The sequence below is a fragment of the Stenotrophomonas sp. 21LCFQ19 genome (assembly GCF_056861425.1).
Map to the genome: position 1 here is coordinate 286,883 of NZ_JBSPUF010000002.1, position 20,484 is coordinate 307,366.

Consider the following 20,484-nt stretch of genomic DNA (forward strand, 5'->3'; position numbering starts at 1 on the left):
ACAGTATTGGCTGCGACGGCATAGTGAGCTCGCCAGCCGCAGGCACATAAACCGCATCATCCTGATGCTCAAAACTACAGATACATTTCCTGCGAGCGGGTGTCCGATAGAGCCCAGTTGGGCCACTTCTGCTTGATAATACACATGGCCTTGCCATGAGGGACGGGGGAGGGCCGTCGCCTCGCATGCTCGGATTTTGCCGCGCCCAAGGCCTCAACTGTCACCTCGCCGCGAGGAATCCTTCATGACCATCAGCGTTTTTCTTATCGATGACCACGCGCTAGTGCGCACGGGCATTCGGATGATTCTTTCGGGGCAAACCGATATAGAAGTCGTCGGTGAAGCGGATAGCGGTGACGTCGCGCTGCCGCTGATCCGCCGGCTGAAGCCGGACGTGGTCCTGTGTGACCTGCATCTGCCGGGCCTCAGTGGGCTGGAGATCACCGAGCGCATCGTCAAAGGCGATCACGGCACCAAGGTCATCATCGTCTCCGTGCTGGAAGATGGGCCGATGCCCAAGCGTTTGCTGGAAGCAGGTGCTTCCGGTTATGTGGGCAAGGGCGGGGATTCGAAAGAGCTGATTCGTGCCGTGCATGACGTTGCCATCGGCAAGCGTTATCTGGCTACCAGCATTGCGCAGAATCTGGCGCTGTCCAATCTGGAAGGCGGCGAATCGCCGTTCGACCTGCTCTCGCCACGCGAGTTGGAAGTGGCCTTGCTGCTGATCCAGGGCCACCGTCAGGAAGAGATCGCCCGTCGCCTGAGCCTCAGCGCCAAGACTGTGAACACCCACAAGGCGCGTTTGTTCCAGAAGCTGGGGGTGCAGGACAACATCGCCCTGGCCAGGCTCGCCGCGCAATATGGCGTTGGTGATCCCACCAAGGCGATTTGAGCCTGGAGGGTTTCTCGCAGTCGCCGTTTTGCAGAGCAGCGCCCGTCAACTACAGTCTAATCAAAAGGAGCACAGCGACAACGCTGTGCTCCTTTTGTTTGAGCGCACGATGGTCACATGCGACTCGACCTTGCAGGTAACCGCTTGGCGTTCGTCTGTTTGTGGGAGCGGTGTGAGCCGCGAAGCTGGCACTACTGAAGTCCCCAAGCCTTATGCCATCTGATGATCTATGTGCTTCGCGGCTCACGCCGCTCCCACAAAAAACAGATGCCGACCCTGGTGTTGTAGGAGCGGCGTAAGCCGCGAGGCTGGCGTGGCTGAAGCGTCAAAGGTCCGTGCCACCTGATGATTTATGTGCTTCGCGGCTTACGCCGCTCCTACAAAAATCAGATGCCGATCCTGGTGTTGTAGGAGCGGCGTAAGCCGCGAAGCTGGCGTTGCTGAGGCATCAAAGGCCAATGCCATCTGATGATCTACGTGCTTCGCGGCTTACGCCGCTCCTACAAAAAATCAGATGCCGACCCTGGTGTTTTAGGGGCGGCGTAAGCCGCGAGGCTGGCGTTGCTGAAGCGGCAAAGGTCTGTGCCATCTGATGATCTTCTTGTTTCGCGGCTCACGCCGCTCCTACAAGGGGAACATTCGCCGCTGTGATGCGTGGCCCAGAAAAGCAGAAAGCGGCCCTGAGGCCGCTTTCTGCTTTCAAGCTGCTTGGTCGGATCAGACGCTGCGCGGCTGATCGTCTTCCTGCTTCTCGGCCTTGGCCTCGGCATTCGCTTCGACTGCGACGCTTTCCGCGTCTACTGCGGGAGCGACAACGACAGGCGTCGGTGCGGCTGCGGCGGCTGGTGCTGCAGTTTCAACGGCCGGCTTTTCAGCTGTTTCTTCAACAGCCGGGGCCTGGGCGAACAGCTGCCCGTTTTCCGGTGCTGCAGGCTGTGCAACCACCACCGCGGCCGGTTCCGGCTGCGGGATGCTGACCGGAGCTGGTGCGACGTTGACTGGTTCAGCAGCAGCGACCGGCGCGATCGGCGCAGCGGCGACTTCTGCCGGTGCGCTGACAACTGCCGGGGCAGCCACAGGCGCTTCCACGCTGGCGACCACCGGTGCTGCGACGACTGCTTCAGCGGCGGTTTCCACCGGAGTGCTGATCGCCTGCTCGGCCTTTACGACCACCGGCTCGGGGGCAACTGCCACTTCGACGGGTGCGACTGGGGCCGGTGCGCTTGCTGCGACAACGGCCTCAGCAACCGGTGCCGACGCAGCTACTTCGACAGCAGCGGCAGGTGCTGCGGCAACAACAGCTGCGGCAGCCTGCGCGGGCGCCACAGCCACCGGCTTGGCTGCTGCTACCGGAGCGGACACGGGTGCGGCCGGGGTTGCGGGCTCGTCATCGAACTCGAACTCGGGCTGGCTGCTGGCGGGCTTGGCCGAAGCTTCATTGACTTCGCCATCGGCGTCATCAAAGGCGTCCAGGGCATCCTCATCACCGCCCAGGTTTTCACCGCCGGCGGCACCTTCACCGTTACCACGACGGCGACGGCGACCGCCGCGGCGACCGCGACGACGACGGCCACCGGCTTCGCCGGCACCGTCTTCGGTTGCTGCAACCGGGTTGCCGTTCTCGTCGACGACCACAGCCGCTGCCGGCTGCTCCTCGGAGACGACCGCCGGCTTGGCGATCTCGGCAGCAATGGTGCTTTCCTTCACCACGGCATCGGTGTTGGCAACGGCATCGTTGGCCACAATTGCTGCTGCGGCAACGACCGGTGCTGCGACGGCCGGTGCAGCTGCGCGAGCGGCTTCCTGCTGTGGCTGCTGCTGGCGTGCGGGCTTCTCGGCCTGCGCGTTCTGCTGCTGGACCTGCTTGTCGGTGTCCTGCTGCGGCTTGGGCTGCTTCGGCTGCTTGGGCTGTTTGGCCTGCTGCTGCTCGTTGTTGCGCTGCTGCTTGGGCTGCTGCTGGGCCTGATCACCGCGCTGCTGTTCATTGCGCTGCTTGGGCTGCTGGGCGTTGTTCTGCGCCTGCTGCTGGCCCTGTTGCTGCGGCTTGTCAGCGTTCTGGCGGCGGTCTTCGCGGCGCTGCTCGTCACGACGATTGCCGTTGGCGTTGCCGCCCGCATTGGCATTGCCGTTGCCACCGCGACCCTGCTGGCCGTTACGGCCATCACGACGCTGGTTGTTGCGCTCGTTGCGGTTGTTGCGGCCGTTGTCCTGGCGCTGAGGCTGGGCCGGCTGTGCGGCCGGAGCCGGCTCGCCGCCGAATACGCGCTTCAGCCAGCCCATCACGCCGCCAGCGGCGGGCGCGACAGGTGCGGCAACCGGTGCCGGGGCCGGAACGGCCTCGACGACTTCACGGATCGGCGCAGGCTGGCTGTGCTTGACGTGGGTCACGGCCGGCGCCGGGATGTTCAACTGTGCCTTGGTCAGTGCGTGCACCGGCAGCTTGCGCGGGGTGCCACGCTGGTAGCTGGGCTTGCTCGACTCCTCGCCCAGCTCGTTGTCGCGCAGGCGCGTGACTTCGTAATGCGGGGTGTGCAGCTGCTCATCGGCAACGATGACGATGGGCGCGTCATGGCGCTGCTCGATTTCACGCAGGGCGCTGCGCTTCTCGTTGAGCAGGTAGTTGGCGATCTCGACCGGGGCCTGGACCAGCACCTGTCCGGTGTTCTCCTTCATCGCATGCTCTTCGGCAACGCGGATGATGGATAGCGACAGCGACTCGATGCTGCGCATGCGGCCTTGGCCGTCACAACGCGGGCAGACGATCTGGCTGGACTCGCCCAGGCTCGGACGCAGGCGCTGACGGCTCATTTCCATCAGGCCGAAGCGCGAGATACGGCCCAGCTGGACGCGGGCGCGGTCGTACTTCAGCGCATTCTGCAGGCGGTTTTCGACTTCGCGCTGGTGCTTGCTGGAGGACATGTCGATGAAGTCGATGACTACCAGGCCGCCCAGATCGCGCAGGCGCAGCTGGCGGGCGACTTCTTCGGCCGCTTCCAGGTTGGTCTGGAAGGCGGTGTCCTCGATGTCGCTGCCCTTGGTGGAACGGGCCGAGTTCACGTCGACCGCGGTCAGCGCTTCGGTCTGGTCAACCACGATCGAACCGCCGGACGGCAGGCGCACGTTGCGCTCGTAGATCGCCTCGATCTGCGATTCGATCTGGAAGCGGTTGAACAGCGGGATGTCGTCTTTGTAATGCTTGAGCTTGCGCAGGGTCTGCGGCATCACCTGCTGCATGAAGTCGCGTGCGGTCTCGTACAGTTCCTCGGTGTCGACCAGGATCTCACCGACGTCCGAGCGCAGGTAGTCGCGCAGGGCGCGCACGATCAGGCGCGATTCCTGGTAGATCAGGAACGGGGCCGGCTTGGTCAGGGCTGCCTCGGCGATCGAACGCCATACCTGCAACAGATAGTCCAGGTCCCACTGCAGCTCTTCGGCATCGCGGCCGACGCCGGCGGTGCGGATGATCACGCCCATGTCGTCGGGGATGTTCAGCTTGTCCAGCGCTTCCTTCAGTGCGGCGCGGTCTTCGCCCTCGATGCGACGGGACACGCCGCCGGCAGAGGGGGAGTTGGGCATCAGCACCATGTAGCGGCCGGCCAGGGAGATGAAGGTGGTCAGGGCGGCGCCCTTGTTGCCACGCTCTTCCTTGTCGACCTGCACGACGATTTCCTGGCCTTCGCGCAGGAGTTCCTTGATGCTGGCCTTGTGGTGGTCCACGCCGGCCTGGAAGTAATCGCGGGAGATTTCCTTCAGCGGCAGGAAGCCGTGGCGGTCACCGCCGTACTCGACAAAGGCAGCCTCGAGCGACGGCTCCAGGCGGGTGATGCGGCCCTTGTAGATGTTGGACTTCTTCTGTTCCTTCGACGGCTGTTCGATGTCGATGTCGTACAGGTTTTGCCCGTCGACGATGGCCACGCGCAGTTCTTCAGCCTGCGTGGCATTGATCAGCATTCGCTTCATTGTGCGTTCCTCGCGCGCTGCTACCGCGCGGAACGCCATGGGGTTTCGCCTCTGGACACGGTTCGCCGCCCATTCGCGCAGGCGCGGGCAGGGCGGCTTGGGTTTCCAGCGCTACGACACCACGGCAGGCCGCGGGAGCGCTTCTTTCTTGTTTTAGGTGTTTCAGGGCCGGCGGCCGCCCGCGGCCGTGGCCGATGGCGTCGCGCGGGACATGGGTTTCGTCCAGCTCGGATGCTTTTTGGCATCCGGCGATGGCCGGGAACGCCGACGAGCCGCTAACATGGCCGCCCCGGGGGCGGTGGCCGCGCACTGTGCCGGATCCGTAGGGAGCGGGGCTTCTGGCCCTGACCAACTTCCAACGAAATCAAACCCTTATATCGCCCCCCGAGTGTAGCAGAATAAATAGGCCGATGACTGATTCCGACAAGCCCCAAGCACAGCCTGCCGCCAAGAGCAGCGTGCGCATGATCAAAGTGCCCGAAGACAGGGCAGGACAGCGGCTGGACAACTTTTTGTTGGGTCAGCTGAAGGGCGCGCCACGCAGCCTGGTCTACAAGTTGGTTCGTAGTGGCCAGGTCCGGGTGAATGGTGGCCGTGCCAAGGCCGACCGCAAGCTGGACGGTGGCGAGGAGGTGCGTATTCCGCCGGTCAATCTCAATGAGTTGGGAGACAAGGCGCCGCCTCCGAGCAGCTTCCTGCAGCGTATGGAAGAAGCCATCGTCTTCGAGGACGCCAAGCTGCTGGTGATCAACAAGCCGACTGGCGTAGCCAGCCATGGCGGCAGCGGTATCAGTCACGGTGCGATCGAGACCATGCGTGCACTGCGGCCGAACATGAACCTGGAGCTGGTGCACCGGTTGGACCGGGATACTTCCGGCCTGCTGATCCTGGCCAAGAAGCGTTCGGCCCTGGTCGAGCTGCAGGCCTTGCTGCGTGAAGACCACGGCGGCATCCAGAAGCGCTACCTGACCTTGCTGGCCGGGCGCATGCCCGACGGCGTGATGAGCGTGGACGCGCCGCTGCATGTCGGCCTTCGCCAGGGCGGCGAGCGCCATGTCCAGGTGAATGCGATAGGCAAGCCGTCGCTCAGCCATTTCAAGGTGTTGGAGCGTCGCGGCGGGCAGTCCTACTGCGAAGTCCGGATCGAGACCGGCCGCACCCACCAGATCCGTGTGCATGCCCAACACATCGGTCATCCGGTGGCTGGTGACGACAAGTACGGCGATCCTGCAGTCAACAAGCGCTTTCGTGAGCAGATCGGCCTGAAGCGCCTGTTCCTGCACGCGGCCTCGCTGGAGTTTGCGCTGGACGGCGGCAAGACACCTTATGTATTGAACGCGCCGCTGCCGCCGGATCTGGTCGAGGCGATGAACAGGCTTTGAGGCCTTGGAATCGGGTTGGGGGCCGCCAGTGCGGCGGTTCCCCATGGTCTGACAGGTGTCTGTAGGAGCGGCGTCAGCCGCGAAGCAACAGATCAGTCACGCCGCGAACTTGCTGGCGATTCCAGCAATGCCGGCTTCGCGGCTGACGCCGCTCCTACAAGAGGCTTTGTTCAGGACCGGCTGGGTTGCCGCCGGCCAGGGCCTCCTACCACTTGAACAGCACAAGGCTGACCGCAATCGTGGCCATGCCGATCACCAGTCCGTAAACGGTCTCGTGACCCTTGGCGTAGCGTTTGGCTGCCGGCAGCAGTTCGTCCAGGGCCAGGAACACCATGATTCCCGAGATCAGGCCGAACACGGCGCCGAAGGTGGCGTGGGACAGCGAGCCGGCCAGGGCGTAGTAGCCGATGGCGGCGCCAACCGGCTCGGCCAGTCCTGACAGCAGGCTGGCGAAAACCGCATAGGACTTGCGCCCGGTGGCGAAGTACACCGGCACCGCGATGGCAATGCCTTCGGGGATGTTGTGGATGGCAATGGCGAAGGCCAATGGCAGGCCGACCGACGGGCTTTCCAGTGTGGCGAAGAAGGTTGCCAGGCCTTCGGGGAAGTTGTGCGCGGTGATCGCCACCGCGCTGAGCAGGCCGACCCTGCGGATGTTGCTGCGGCTCTTTTCCTTGAAGGCAGGGTCCTGCTTGTCTAGGGTTTCGTGCGGGTTGGGCACGAAATGGTCAATCAACACCACCAGCAGTACGCCGCCCAGGAACCAGAGCGTGCCGTAGGTGAAGCCGAGGCGCTCGCCGTATGCCAGCGCAAACGAGGCCACGGACTTGTTCAGGATCTCCGACAGCGACACATACACCATCGCACCGCCGGCGAAGGCCAGGCCAAAGGCGAGCAGGCGCGGATTGGGGCGCTTGGAGAACACCACCATCAGGCTGCCGACGGTGGTCGCCAAGCCGGCAGCCAGGGTCAGCCCGAAGGCCATCCATAGATTTTCGGGGGTAACGGGATGCATCAGTCGCGATCAGCCGCCACGACGCGCGCGTTCTTCGATGGCAAAGCACTCATTCGGCTTCGGGTCCGGCGGGTTGAAGCTGACCGGTACCTGGATGGTGGTAGGCACCGGCTGGCCGTTGCGGGTGGCCGGGTTGAACTTCCATTCGCGCACGCGGCGCGCGGCGGAGTCATCCAGCTGGCTGTTGCCGCTGCTGGTGACCAGCGAAACTTCGGTAGGCGTGCCCTGCGGGCCAACCACCACGCGCAGCACGCTCTTGCCGCCAACCCCGGTGCAGGCCAGTTCGGCCGGGTAGTCCGGCGGTGGGGTCTGCACGGCGGCCACTTCGGTCGGGGCGACGGTCGGCGCGGCCGGTTGGTCGGAGGAGTTGCAGGCGCTCAGTGCAGCCACGGTGCCCAATGCAGCGAACAGCAGACGCAGTTTCATGTCATTGCTCCGTTAGTGCGGATGCCTTGGCGGCACAGATGAAGTCGTTCTCGCTCAGGCCGCCCACATCGTGGGTGGAAAAGCGCACAACGGCGCGGTCGTAGTGCACGCCCAGGTCGGGGTGGTGGTCTTCGCGGTGCGCAACCCAGGCCAGCGCGTTCACGAACGCCATGGTGCCGTGGTAGTTGTCAAAGCGGAATGTGCGGGTGAGGGCCTGACCGTTCTCGGCCAGCTCCCAGCCCGGTACCTGGGGCAGCAGCTCGGCGACGCGGGCCTGACCGAGGCGATATTCGCTGCCCCGGCGCGGGCTGCAGTGCGCTTGTGCCAGCGGGATGAGATCAGGGGCCATGCAAACCTCCATAACAGATGACTGAACTGTGCCGCCGTTGGAATCAGTGTCCCATCGGTGGCAACCAAGACACGGCTAGAATACCCGCATGATCCAGATATCAGATACCGCCCAAACGCATTTCCGCAAGTTGATCGAACGCGAGGCCGTGCCCGGGATGGGCGTGCGCCTGAGCGCGATGGACCCGGGAACCCCGAGCGCAGACGCGCGCCTTGAATTTGCCGAGCCGGCTGACCTGCTCGGTGACGAGTGGGCGGTGGACTGCGATGGCTTCACTTTGTATGTCGCTGCCACCAGCGTGGCGTGGTTGGACGGCGCCGAGATCGACTTCGTCACCCAGGCTGCCGGTACCCAGCAGCTGACGATCAAGGCCCCCAAGATCAAGGGCGAAGCCCCCGGTGATGCAGCGTCCATCGTCGAGCGTGTGCGCTGGGTGATCGAGAACGAAATCAATCCGCAGCTGGCTTCGCATGGCGGCCGCGTCGCGGTGCAGGAAGTGTCGGCCGATGGCGTGGTGTTGCTGCGCTTCGGCGGTGGCTGCCACGGTTGCGGCATGGCCGATGTGACCTTGAAGCAGGGGATCGAGAAAACCTTGATGGGCCGGGTGCCGGGCATCACTGCCGTGCGTGACGCCACCGACCACGAAACTGGTCAGGCCCCGTATATTCCGCGCGACGGCGCGGGCTGAGCCGCTACCACGCATGCCGGTGACATCGGTTACCGAGCTGATCAATCTGCTGGCTTCGCGCCGGCAGACCAGCATCCTGCACGATCGCCGCACCGGCATGCCGTATAGCTGGAGCAACTGGCTGCGCACGCGCGTATCCAAGGGATTGTCGGCCTTTGCCGATGCCGATGCTGCCGGGGTCATGGCAGCGCGGCCGCAGCGACCACGCGAGGCTGTGGCCACACCGCTGCCGCTGTGGCGAATCATCGTATTGCTGTTCTGGAATGGTGGCGAACCGCCGCCGCGCGATCAGCGTGGCCTGCGCTGGTTCGCGGGATTCTTCAGTGCAGGCCTGCATGTGTTGTTCGCGCTGCTGTTGCTGTGGGTGGCGTTGGTGCGCAGCAATGTGCCGGAACAGAACGCCGAAGACGGCGAGCGCGTGCAGGTGGAGTTCGTCGGGCGTGGTACGCCGGACGAGGAGGGGGGCGGTGCCCCGCAAGCTGCCGAGGCAGCCGGGGCGCAGGCGGCAGCCGCAGCGCAGTCCGAGTCCGGCGCTGCTGCGGTCGAGCCATCGGCACCCGCAGCCCGGGAATCGCCTGCAGCCCCCGCTGCGAGTGCAGCGCAGGGCAGTGCGACGTCTGCCGCAGAGGCGGATTTCGAGCCTGAATGGATGCCGATAGATGCGTCCAAACCCGTGCCGCAGCTGCCAAGCGAGCAGCCGCTGCAGGTGACGGAGACAAACCGGCCGACCAGCGAATTCGTGGTGCCGCCTGCCACGGTGACGGTGCCTGCGTTGCGCAGTAGTCAGGCGCAGGTGCGCGAACGCACGATTGAGACCGCGGTTGATCGTCCGCAGCCAACGCAGGCGCTACGCCAGCCGGCAGACGTTGCGGTGCAGCTGCGTTCGCCGCAGGTGCAGGTGCGTGAACGCCAGATCGAAGTTGCCACGCAGCAACCGATAGCGGTGACGCAGCCGCATGTGCGCGAAACACAGGTGCGTATCCGCACTCCTGAATTTGGCGTGCGCGAACGCCAGGTTGAGACCGCGACGCAGGAATCGGTGGCGATGGCGACGCTGCCATCGCGTGCTGCGCAGGTGCAAGTGAAGGCACCGACGACGGCGGTGCGTGAGCGCGCGGTACCTGGTGTGCCAGACAAGCCCGCCGCGCAGGCGGCGACGAGTGCAACTGCAGCGACGCAGGCATCGACCGGTACAACGGCAGCAAGTGCATCGACCAGCCCGTCGCGCACTGGCGGGCCGGCGGCTGCCACTCCGAGCCCGCGTGCCGGAACCAGCGCAGGTGCGGGTCCGAAAGCCGAGGATCGCAGCGGCGGTTGGGCAGCGCCCAACCGTGGCGATGATTGGGGCGCAGCGCAGCGCCAGGTCGCTGGTAGCGCTGGCGGTCAGGCTGACAAGGGCACGGGGCTGTTCAATGCCGATGGCAGCGTAAGGCTGGGTACCAACGAGGGGCAGGCGCAGGACGCGGACAAGCGTGGTGCGCCCGGCGGTGATTCCGATACCTGGAGCCGCGAGCGCATCGCCGAGTCCGGTACCTGGCTCAAGCGCCCGCCGTATGACTACACGCCAACTTCGTTCGACAAGTACTGGGCGCCGAACGAGTCCTTGCTGGCCGAGTGGGTGCGCCGGGGCATCAAGAGCGTGGAGATTCCGATTCCTGGCTCAAAGAGCAAGATTTCCTGTGTGGTGTCGATGCTGCAGTTCGGTGGCGGCTGTGGCCTGACCAACCCGAACATGCAGGAGCAACCGGCGGAAGCGCGGCCACCGCCGGATATCCCGTTCAAGAAAGAGCTGCAGGAAGACAACGGCAGCCGCTGAGGCTTGCCGGCACTGGGTTGTGTGTCGTGTGCCGCGTGCCGCGATCTTCGTGCTTTCTTGTGGGAGCGGCGTAAGCCGCGAAGCACGTGGTGAACCAGATGTCGAACGTGCTGGAGGTCTCGGCAATGCCAGCTTCGCGGCTTACACCGCTCCCACAAGCGGTGTTTGTTGCATTGTGCACGCAGACCAGGCAGCGCCGCCGAGGTGAATGCAGCGCCCCCGGGAGATGTTGAGGCACCTGTTCTTGCTTTCCGGATGTGCTGCGCCTGCACGGGCAGGATCAACTCGGTAGCAGTCCGAGTCTTTGGGAAATCAGCTGCCCATGACAAAGAATGTGAAACCGGAGTTGGGCAGGCGTTCGCTGTCCGCATTGATCTCCGTGATTTCCTCGAAGAAAACCCGGGCATCTTCGCTGCGGAGTTCGGCAGGAATGTTCAACTCATCTTCGTTCCGGAGTTGGTCCAGGGCTAGCGCTTCCGCATCGTCGCTGCTCGCTGCCTCCACGAAGCGGGTGGCATAGAAACCAACGGGCGAGCGCTTGCCAAGAAGGGCGCCCGGGAAGTTTTCGCCGCAGATCAAGCATCGATAGAGTGGCATGCGTGGTCAGGTGTCCGTTTTGGGAGTGGCGTCAGCCGCGAAGCAGGTGGTGCTGCAGATGGCACAGTGAGTGGTGCTGCAACAATGTCAGCTTCGCGGCTGACGGCGCTCCCACAAACAGTACGAAGCGTATTGAGAACAAAGCCGCCCGAGGGCGGCTTTGTTGTTTCGGTGCGGTGCTGCGACGGTTGTCCTCAGTCCACGCCGTGCAGGTCGCGCAACTGGCTGGGACGTGAGCCGAAGTAGGCTGCGAGGTCGGCGATGTCCTGATCGCTCAGGTTCTGCGCCTGCGGGGTCATCAGCATGTGGTCGCGGGTGCTGGCACGGTAGGCCTGCAGCGCGTGGGCCAGGTAGTCGCCGTACTGGCCGCCGAGCTTTGGATAGGTCGGGTCGATCGGGTTGTTGCCATCGGCGCCGTGGCAGTCGATGCAACTCTGCCCGGTGGCCTTGCCCTTGGCAGCGGCCAGGTGCTCACCGGCGGCGACGCGACCGGCAGGCAGGCCGGCGGAGGAGCTGGATCCGTGTTCACCGCTGGCGTGGCCTGGATCAGCGGCGGATTTGCCGCTGGACTCCACTTCGGACTGTGTGCAGGCAGCCAGACCCATGGCGGCGAACAGGGCGATGGACAAACGCAGTGCGTGCGTGGCTTTCGTCATGGTCGGCGCTTATTTGAGGGTGGACAGGTAGGCGGAGAGGTCAGCAATGTCCTGCGGGCTGAAACTCATCGATTGCGCCTGCATCGTCGGATGCTTGCGCTTGCCTTCGCGGTACTCGGTCAGCGCCTGGGTCAGGTATTGCGGCGACTGCCCGCCGATCTTCGGCACGCGGTAGCTGGGGTAGGCGTTCTTGTAGCCGGTGATGCCGTGGCAGCCCTGGCAGGTATAGGCCAGGATCCGGCCGGTGGCGGCATTGCCTGTGCTGGTCGCTGCCGGTGTTGCGGCGGGAGCAGTGGCGGCGGCGGGGGCGACGGCGGGTGTAGCAGACTGCGGATCAGCTTGGGCGGCCCCGAAGGTCAGGGCAAAAGCCAGAGCGAAACAAGCGGCGAGCGGCTGCGAGCGCATGGTTTCCTTATCCGGTAAGCGGGTCTGGGGTTCCGCCGTGGGATACGGAACGGCCCGAGTATAGCCCGCGTATTTACCCGTTCGGAACAGGCGCTTGGATGCTGCAATGCGGTAGGCGGAAGCATAAGGGATGGGTACCCATGACTTTCGGGGCATGGTGTTGATGTGGGGTGGTGCAATACTTTGCTACAACACCTGCCTACGCATCCCCAGGGACAAGACGATGTCGCGACTTTTCACTCTGCACGCCCGCACCGGAAGCTGCGCTGCTGCACTCCTGATCACCACTTCCCTGTTGCTCGGCGGTTGCAAGGCCGGTGGCGAGGAAGCCAAGGCCAAGACGCCGGATGAACAGAAGGCCAGCGACGCCGTGCCGGTGGAAGTGGCCAAGGCCGAGCGCCGTGCCATCGCCGCCAGCTATACCGGTACTGCGGCGCTGGAGCCGCGCGCTGAATCGCAGGTGGTCGCAAAGACCTCCGGCGTGGCGCTTGCGGTGCTGGTCGAAGAAGGCCAACTGGTGCGCGCTGGCCAGCCGCTGGTACGGCTGGACCCGGACCGCGCCCGCCTGAGCGTTGCACAGAGCGAGGCGCAGATGCGCAAGCTCGAGAACAGCTATCACCGCGCCGAAAAGCTGGTGCAGCAGCAGCTTGTCAGCGCGGCCGACGTGGACCAGCTGCGCTATGACCTGGAGAACGCGCGGGCGATGTACCGGATGGCGACGCTGGAGTTGTCCTACACGACGGTGGTCGCGCCGATCAGCGGCGTGGTCGCCTCGCGTGACATCAAGCCGGGCAACTTCGTGCAGATCAACTCGCCGATCATCCGCATCGTCGACAGCGGCCAGTTGGAAGCCACCCTCAATGTGCCCGAACGCGAGATCGCCAAGCTCAAGCCGGGCCAGGCCGTGTCGCTGCAGGTAGACGCGCTGCCCGGCAAGCCGTTCACCGGCACGGTGGACCGCGTTGCGCCGGTGGTCGACAACGGCACCGGCACCTTCCGCGTGGTGACGACGTTCTCCGGTGAAGAAGCATTGCAGGCCGGCATGTTCGGCCGCCTGAGCATCAACTACGACCAGCGCGCCGATGCATTGGTGGTGCCGCGTACCGCGCTGCTGGAAGACGGCGGCAAGCCGGCAGTCTATGTGGTGCGTGACGGCAAGGCCGTGCGTACCGAGCTGGCCCTGGGTTACGACGATGCCGGCTTCATCGAGGTGCGCAACGGCCTGCAGCAGGGTGATGAAGTCGTCATCGCCGGCAAGGCTGCTCTGCGTGAAGGCAGTGCGGTGCAGGTGATCGGCAAGGAGAAGGCGGTCGTAGCGGCGGCCAAGGCGCCGGCGGCTGCACAGGCGACCAAACAATGAGTGACCACGGACCGTCGGCCTCCGGCGGTGGCTTCGATCTGATCGAGTTCGCCACCCGCCGCCGCGTCACCATCGCGATGATGACGCTGACCCTGGTGTTGTTTGGCCTGATCTCGCTGTCCAGCCTGAAGGTCGAACTGCTGCCGGACCTGAGCTATCCCACCCTGACCGTGCGTACCGATTACGAAGGTGCGGCGCCGGCCGAGGTGGAGACCCTGATTTCGCAGCCGGCCGAAGAAGCGCTGGGCATCGTCAAGGGCCTGCGCAAGCTCAAGTCGATCTCGCGCACCGGTCAAAGCGACGTGGTGCTGGAGTTCGCCTGGGGCACGGACATGCAGCAGGCCGGGCTCGACGTGCGCGACAAGATGGAGACGCTGCAGTTGCCGCTGGAGGCCAAGCCGCCGGTACTGCTGCGCTTCAATCCGTCCACCCAGCCGATCATGCGGCTGGCGCTGTCGTCCAAGCAGGAAGCCGGCAACGACGCCGATGCCGTGCGCCGGTTGATGGAACTGCGCCGTTACGCCGATGAAGACCTCAAGCGCAAGCTCGAGCCGGTCAGTGGTGTGGCCGCGGTCAAGGTTGGCGGCGGTCTGGAAGACGAGATCCAGGTTGATATCGACCAGCGCAAGCTGGCCGCGCTCGGTCTGTCGCTGGACACGGTGATCCAGCGCCTGCAACAGGAGAACGTGAACCTGTCCGGCGGTCGTCTGGAAGAAGGCTCGCAGCGTTACCTGGTGCGTACCGTCAACCAGTTCGCCACGGTCGAACAGATGCGCGAGATGCTGCTGACCACGGCCAGTGGTTCCAGCACCGCCAGCTCGACCGGTGAAAACCGCCAGCTGATGTCGGCCATCCTCGGCAGCAGCGATCCCAACGTGATCGCGGCGATGCGCAGTGATGGCAGCAGCAGCGCCCCCAGCGTGCGCTTGAAGGACGTGGCCGAAGTGCGCCAGGGCTACAAGGAGCGCGAAGCGGTGATCCGCGCCGCCGGCCATGAAGCAGTCGAACTCGCTGTCTACAAGGAGGGCGACGCCAATACCGTTTCCACCGCCGATGCGCTGGAAGCCCGGCTCGAAACCATCCGCAAGGAAATGCCCAAGGACATCGAGATGACGATGGTGGAGGACCAGTCGGTCTTCATCCGCCACGCCATCAAGGACGTCAAGATCGATGCGGTGATCGGCGGCCTGCTGTCGGTGCTGATCATCTTCCTGTTCCTGCGTGATGGCTGGAGCACCTTCGTGATCTCGCTGTCGCTGCCGATCTCGATCATCGCCACGTTCTTCTTCATGGGCCAGCTCGGCCTGAGCTTGAACGTGATGTCGCTGGGCGGCCTGGCGCTGGCTACCGGTCTGGTGGTGGATGACTCGATCGTGGTGCTGGAGTCCATTGCCAAGGCGCGTGAGCGCGGCATGGGTATTCTGGAAGCGGCGATCAAGGGCACCCGCGAAGTGTTCATGGCGGTGGTTGCCTCGACCTTGACCACCATCGCGGTGTTCCTGCCGCTGGTGTTCGTCGAAGGCATCGCCGGCCAGTTGTTCCGTGACCAGGCGTTGACGGTATCGATCGCCATCGCGGTGTCGCTGGTGGTGTCAATGACCCTGATCCCGATGCTGAGCGCGCTGAAGGGCCGTCCGCCGTTGGAGTTCCCGGCCGAAGACCCGCGCGAGCCGTGGCGTCCGCAGAGCCGCTGGAAGAAGCCGGCTGCCTATGCAGGCCGTGGTATCGGCGCGATGTTCCGCTACGGGTTCTATTTCCTGGCCTGGAGCGTGGTGCGGATCTTCCGTGGCATTGCCGCGGTGGTCGGCCCGGTGATGCGCAAGGCCAGTGATCTGGCGATGGCGCCGTATGGCCGCGCGGAAGCGGGTTACCTGCGCGCGCTGCCGGCGGCATTGAAGCGTCCGTGGCCGATCCTGGGTTTTGCAACCCTGGCCTTCGGTCTGACCTTGGCTGCGCTGCCGCTGCTGGGCGTGGACCTGCTGCCGCAGCTGGCCCAGGACCGCTTCGAGATGACTGCCAAGCTGCCGCCGGGCACGCCACTGGCGCAGACCGATGCATTGGTGCGCGAAGTGCAGCGCAAGCATGCCGGAGAAGAAGGTGTGCGCCTGTTGTACGGCGTCTCCGGTACCGGTACGCGACTGGATGCCAGCCCGACCGAGAGCGGCGAGAACATCGGCAAGCTGTCGGTGGTGATGAATGACACCAAGCTGGAGCCGGCACTGACCGAGAAGCTGCGCGAGACCATGAAGGCCTGGCCATCAGCACAGGTGGATTTCGCCCGCCCGGAGCTGTTCGCGCTGTCGCCGCCGCTGGAGATCGAAATCGAGGGCAATAATCTCGAAGACATCCGTGTCGCCGGCAATCGCTTGGCTGGCATGCTGCGCGAGAACCCGCACTATGCCGACGTCAAGTCGACGGTGGAGCAGGGCTTCCCGGAAATCCAGGTGGTATTCGACCAGGACCGCGCCGCGGCACTCGGCCTGACCACCCGGCAGATCGCTGATGCGGTGGTCAACAAGGTCAAGGGCAATGTCGCTACCCGCTACAGCTTCCGCGATCGCAAGATCGACGTGCTGGTGCGCGTGCAGGAATCGGAGCGTTCCTCGGTCAACGACATCCGTCGCCTGATCGTCAACCCGAGCGGTGCCAAGCCGATCGAGCTGGGCTCGGTGGCCGATGTCATCGCCACCACCGGCCCGAGCGAGATCCACCGTGCCGACCAGCGCCGTGTAGCCATCGTCTCGGCCAACCTGCGCGACATCGACCTGGGCAAGGCCATCACCGAAGTGCAGAGCATGGTCGCCAAGAATCCGCTGGGCACCGACGTCGGCATGCACATCGGTGGCCAGGGCCAGGAACTGGGCGAGTCGATCCGCTCGCTGCTGTTCGCCTTCGCATTGGCGGTGTTCCTGGTCTATCTGGTGATGGCATCGCAGTTCGAATCGCTGCTGCATCCTTTCGTCATCCTGTTCACCATTCCGCTGGCCCTGGTTGGTGCGGTTGCAGCCCTGCTGCTGGCGCGTTCACCGGTCTCGGTGGTGGTGTTCATCGGCTTGATCCTGTTGGTCGGTCTGGTGGTGAAGAACGCCATCATCCTGATCGACAAGGTCAACCAGCTGCGCGAGGAGGGGGTGGCCAAGCGTGAAGCCTTGGTGGAAGGCGCACGTTCGCGTCTGCGGCCGATCATGATGACCACGCTGTGTGCGGTGTTCGGCTTCCTGCCGCTGGCCCTGGCCTTCGGTGAAGGTGCTGAAGTGCGCTCGCCGATGGCGATCACGGTGATCGGTGGCCTGCTGGTGTCGACCCTGCTGACCCTGCTGGTGATCCCGGTGGTGTATGACCTGCTGGATCGCAAGCCGGACGAGTACTACGCCGAGCGCGGCCGCCGTGCACGCCAGGCGATGGCCCAGGCCGAGCAGGTGCTGAGCCACGAGCAGGACCCCATTGGCGGCATCAAGGACTGAGCGGATGAATATCACCGAGCTGTCCATCCGCCGCCCTGTCACCACCATCATGTTGTTCGTGTCGATGGTGGTGATCGGCCTGATTGCTGCGTTCAAGCTGCCGCTGGAGTCCGAGCCGGAAGCATCGATCCCGTTCTTCTTCATCGCCTTGCCATACCCGGGTTCGACCCCGGAAGAAGTGGAACGCAACCTGCTGCGGCCGGTTGAGGAGGCCATCGCCACGATGCCCGGCATCAAGACGATGAACTCGCGCGCCAACGCCGAAGGTGGGCAGATCCAGGTCGAATTCAGCGACTGGAACCGCGATATCGCGATGGCCGCGTCCGAAGCGCGTGAGCGTATCGACGCGGTGCGTGACGAGTTGCCGGACGACTTCCGCCGTTATTACGTGCAGCGCTGGAGCACCAGCGACCAGGAAGCGATCAGCCTGCGCCTGAACAGTGCCGAGGACCTGACTGCGCGCGCCGACATGATCGAGCGTGCCATCAAGCAACGCCTGGAGCGTCTGCCCGGCGTGGCCCGTGTTGAAGTGGAAGGCGTTGCCAAGCAGGAAGTGCTGATCGCGCTGGACAAGGACCGCATCAGCGCGCACGGCGTTGCCCTGAATGATCTGGTGCAGAAGCTGCAGGCGGCCAACTTCGCGGTATCGGCCGGGCAGATCACCGAGGACGGCCGCCGCCTGCGCGTGCAGCCCAAGGGTGAGCTGCTGGAAGTGCAGGAGCTGCGCGACCTGCCGGTCAACAATCGTGGTACCCGCCTGTCGGACATCGCTGAGGTCAGCCTGCAACCGCAGCGCATGAGCTATGTGCGGCGCATGGAAGGCAAGCCCAGCGTGGGCGTGGACATCTACAAGGAGCGCTCGGCGAATCTGGTGGACCTGTCGCGCGCTGTGACCAAAGAGGTCGCGCTGCTGGGTGAGGATCCGGCGTTGCGCGGTGTCGACATCGAGATTGCCTGGGATTCCGGCAAGGCAGTCACCAGTTCGCTGCTGGCCCTGGCCGAGGCCGGTGCGATCGGCCTGCTGCTGTCGGTGATCGTGCTGTACGCCTTCCTGCGCCATTGGCCGTCGACGCTGATGGTGTCGATGGCGATCCCGATCTGTTTCATCATGACCTTGGGCTTCATGTACTTCACCGGCATCAGCCTGAACATCATCTCGATGATGGGCTTGTTGCTGGCGGTGGGCATGCTGGTCGACAACGCCGTGGTGGTGGTGGAAAGCATCTACCAGGAGCGCGAGAAATACCCTGGCAAGCCGGAGATGGCATCCATCATCGGTACCCGCCATGTGGCGATCGCGCTGTCGGCCGGCACCTTGTGCCACTGCGTGGTGTTCCTGCCGATGATGTTCGGCGAGAAGAACATCATCACCATCTACCTGACCCAGCTGGCGTTGACCATCTCGTTCTCGTTGCTGGCCTCGTGGCTGGTGGCGGTGAGTCTGATCCCGATGCTGTCGGCACGGATGAAGACCCCGCCGGCATTGAAGTCGCCGTTCATCAGCCGTCTGCAGGCGCGTTATGCGCGGATACTGCGCTGGACCCTGCAGAACCGTGGCTGGAGCGTGGCAGGTATCGTGTTGGTGTCGGTGCTGAGCGTGTGGCCGATGACCCATACCACCGGTGGTGGCGATGACAATGATCCGGATGAGATCAACATCTTCTACCAATGGAAGGGTTCCTATTCCAAGGAAGAGATGGGCAAGGAAGTGCAGCGCGTCGAGGACTTCGTCAATGCCAACCGCGACGCGTTCAAGATCAAGCGCGTGTACAGCCGTTTCGCCGAACAGGGCTGGGCGCAGACACGCCTGTACCTGAGCATCGACGACCGCGAGCAGAGCAAGAAGATCGAGGAAGAGGTGCGCAAGGGGTTGCCGCAATCGGCACGCGCCAAGATCGGTATCGGCTGGCCGGGTGGCATGGGCAGCGAAGGGCAGGGCCTGCGTTTCAGTCTGGTCGGTGATTCAAGCCAGACCTTGCGTGAGTTGGCCGACGACATCGTGCCGATCCTGGCGCGCAATCCCAAGTTACGCGATGTGCGCGTGGACGTGGGTGATGCCAATGCCGAGCTGGCAGTGCGGGTCAACCGCGAACGTGCAGCGTCGTATGGCTTCAGTGCCCAGCAGGTGGCGCAGTTCGTGGGCATGGCGCTGCGTGGCTCATCGCTGCGTGACTTCCACCGTGATGACGTCGAGATTCCGGTCAATGTGCGTTTCTCTGGCTCGGAGAACTACAGCATCGAAGACTTGTCTTCGTTCATGGTGCGCAGCTCCAGCGGCAAGGAGATCCCGCTGCTGGCGATGGTGGACGTCAACGTCAATCCGGCGGCCAACTCCATCCAGCGCTTGAACCGGCAGACCATGCTGCGTATCGAGGCCGGCCTGGCCAAGGACGTGCCGATGGACCAGGCGCGCAAGTCGGTCGAGGAGACCCTGGACCGGGTGCAGTTCCCGCCGGGCTATGGCTATACGTTCAACGGTGCGGGTTTCAACATCAACTTTGATGGCATGGACCAGATGGTGACGGCGATCTTCATTGCCCTGATCCTGATGGTGGTGATCATGGCGGCGGTGTTCGAGTCGTTGCTGTTCCCGGCGGCGATCATGTCCTGCGTGCTGTTCTCGATCTATGGCGTGTACTGGCTGTTCTGGCTGACCGGTACCGAGATGAACATCATGGCAGTGATCGGCATCCTGGTGCTGATGGGCGTGGTGGTGAACAACGGCATCGTGATGATCGAGCACATCAACAACCTGCGTCGACGTGGGGTGTCGCGTACCGAGGCCTTGATCGAGGGTAGCCGTGAGCGACTGCGGCCGATCATGATGACGATGGGTACGGCGATCCTGGCGATGGTGCCGATTGCCTTGAATACGACCACGGCTGACGGCATGCCGCCGTACTACCCGATGGCGCGCGCGATTGCGGGTGGATTGGCATTCTCGACGGTGGTGAGTTTGTTGTTCCTGCCGACCATCTACGCGCTGCTGGATGATCTGCGTACCGGCACGGCGCGGTTGGTGCGGCGTGCGCGCGGTTTGCCGACGGTGGAGCGTGCGGCTGTTGTAGAGGGCTGATTGGCTGGAGGGCAGGGCGGCTGTAGCTGCTTCGACGACTGGCAGCGAAGGCAACAGCAACAGCTGAAGCAAGAGCTGCCCTCACCCCTACCCCTCTCCCGCATGCGGGAGAGGGGACAGCCGAAGCAAAAGCCGAAGCAAGAGCCGAAGCAAGAGCTGAAGCAAGAGCTGAAGCAAGAGCTGAAGCAAGAGCTGAAGCAAGAGCTGAAGCAAGAGCTGAAGCAAGAGCTGAAGCAAGAGCTGAAGCAAGAGCTGAAGCAAGAGCTGAAGCAAGAGCCGAAGCTGGTGCTTGAGATGTGGTTTTGGCTGCCGTAAGCCGAGGAGGCTGCAGCAGAAGAAGATGTATGAGATCCAATCCCCTCTCCCGTTTACGGGAGAGGGGTAGGGGTGAGGGCGCT

The 20,484-nt window shown here is 64.1% G+C and carries 15 protein-coding genes; 8 read left to right on the forward strand and 7 right to left on the reverse strand.

The window, feature by feature from the left end; all coding sequences use genetic code 11:
- Positions 1–244 precede the first annotated feature (244 nt).
- Positions 245–892, forward strand: a complete 648-nt coding sequence (locus AC13FW_RS03520; protein ID WP_282268171.1) for a response regulator — start codon at positions 245–247, stop codon at positions 890–892.
- A gap of 717 nt (positions 893–1,609) precedes the next feature.
- Here AC13FW_RS03520 and rne read toward each other — a convergent pair.
- Positions 1,610–4,852, reverse strand: a complete 3,243-nt coding sequence (rne, locus tag AC13FW_RS03525; RefSeq protein WP_482988197.1) for a ribonuclease E — start codon at positions 4,850–4,852, stop codon at positions 1,610–1,612.
- Between the two features lie 410 nt (positions 4,853–5,262).
- Here rne and AC13FW_RS03530 point away from each other — a divergent pair, with 410 nt between their 5' ends.
- Positions 5,263–6,234 (forward strand): RluA family pseudouridine synthase, encoded by a 972-nt coding sequence (locus AC13FW_RS03530; RefSeq protein ID WP_481615176.1) that lies wholly within the window; start codon positions 5,263–5,265, stop codon positions 6,232–6,234.
- A gap of 205 nt (positions 6,235–6,439) precedes the next feature.
- On the opposite strand, the gene zupT is transcribed toward AC13FW_RS03530, so the two are convergent.
- The 3 genes from zupT to AC13FW_RS03545 are packed head-to-tail and all read right to left on the reverse strand — an operon-like array spanning position 6,440 to position 8,024.
- Positions 6,440–7,249, reverse strand: coding sequence for a zinc transporter ZupT (gene zupT / locus AC13FW_RS03535; RefSeq protein ID WP_282273017.1), 810 nt, complete (start codon positions 7,247–7,249; stop codon positions 6,440–6,442).
- 9 nt (positions 7,250–7,258) lie between these two features.
- Complete coding sequence (locus tag AC13FW_RS03540; RefSeq protein WP_296252265.1) at positions 7,259–7,675, reverse strand: energy transducer TonB; 417 nt, start codon at positions 7,673–7,675, stop codon at positions 7,259–7,261.
- Position 7,676: 1 nt separating this feature from the next.
- Positions 7,677–8,024, reverse strand: a complete 348-nt coding sequence (locus tag AC13FW_RS03545; protein WP_282273013.1) for a 4a-hydroxytetrahydrobiopterin dehydratase — start codon at positions 8,022–8,024, stop codon at positions 7,677–7,679.
- Between the two features lie 88 nt (positions 8,025–8,112).
- Here AC13FW_RS03545 and AC13FW_RS03550 point away from each other — a divergent pair, with 88 nt between their 5' ends.
- Both AC13FW_RS03550 and AC13FW_RS03555 read left to right on the forward strand, forming a co-directional pair.
- Positions 8,113–8,712 (forward strand): NfuA family Fe-S biogenesis protein, encoded by a 600-nt coding sequence (locus tag AC13FW_RS03550; RefSeq protein ID WP_282273011.1) that lies wholly within the window; start codon positions 8,113–8,115, stop codon positions 8,710–8,712.
- Positions 8,713–8,725: 13 nt separating this feature from the next.
- Positions 8,726–10,528 carry a hypothetical protein gene (locus AC13FW_RS03555; RefSeq protein ID WP_482988198.1) on the forward strand — a complete coding sequence of 601 codons (1,803 nt, stop codon included), beginning with the start codon at positions 8,726–8,728 and terminating at the stop codon, positions 10,526–10,528.
- A gap of 312 nt (positions 10,529–10,840) precedes the next feature.
- Here AC13FW_RS03555 and AC13FW_RS03560 read toward each other — a convergent pair whose 3' ends face one another.
- The 3 genes from AC13FW_RS03560 to AC13FW_RS03570 all read right to left on the reverse strand — a co-directional run bounded on the left by AC13FW_RS03560 (position 10,841) and on the right by AC13FW_RS03570 (position 12,186).
- The gene (locus AC13FW_RS03560; protein ID WP_482988199.1) at positions 10,841–11,125 is read right to left on the reverse strand and encodes a hypothetical protein; all 285 of its coding nucleotides are present in this window, start codon (positions 11,123–11,125) and stop codon (positions 10,841–10,843) included.
- Positions 11,126–11,319: 194 nt separating this feature from the next.
- Positions 11,320–11,781, reverse strand: coding sequence for a c-type cytochrome (locus AC13FW_RS03565; RefSeq protein WP_482988200.1), 462 nt, complete (start codon positions 11,779–11,781; stop codon positions 11,320–11,322).
- Positions 11,782–11,790: 9 nt separating this feature from the next.
- A complete protein-coding gene (locus AC13FW_RS03570; RefSeq protein WP_296252268.1) occupies positions 11,791–12,186 on the reverse strand; it encodes a c-type cytochrome in 396 nt (131 codons plus the stop codon).
- A 223-nt stretch (positions 12,187–12,409) separates the two neighbouring features.
- On the opposite strand from AC13FW_RS03570, the gene AC13FW_RS03575 reads away from it, so the two are divergent.
- The 4 genes from AC13FW_RS03575 to AC13FW_RS03590 are packed head-to-tail and all read left to right on the forward strand — an operon-like array spanning position 12,410 to position 20,401.
- Positions 12,410–13,546: an efflux RND transporter periplasmic adaptor subunit gene (locus tag AC13FW_RS03575; protein ID WP_482988201.1), complete on the forward strand. Its 1,137-nt coding sequence runs from the start codon at positions 12,410–12,412 to the stop codon at positions 13,544–13,546.
- Positions 13,543–17,010: an efflux RND transporter permease subunit gene (locus AC13FW_RS03580; RefSeq protein ID WP_282267619.1), complete on the forward strand. Its 3,468-nt coding sequence runs from the start codon at positions 13,543–13,545 to the stop codon at positions 17,008–17,010. Before AC13FW_RS03575 ends, AC13FW_RS03580 begins: the two co-directional genes overlap by 4 nt.
- 4 nt (positions 17,011–17,014) lie before the next feature.
- On the forward strand, positions 17,015–20,086 hold the full coding sequence (locus AC13FW_RS03585; RefSeq protein ID WP_482988202.1) for an efflux RND transporter permease subunit: 3,072 nt from the start codon (positions 17,015–17,017) through the stop codon (positions 20,084–20,086).
- On the forward strand, positions 20,087–20,401 hold the full coding sequence (locus tag AC13FW_RS03590; protein WP_482988203.1) for a hypothetical protein: 315 nt from the start codon (positions 20,087–20,089) through the stop codon (positions 20,399–20,401).
- Positions 20,402–20,484 lie beyond the last annotated feature (83 nt).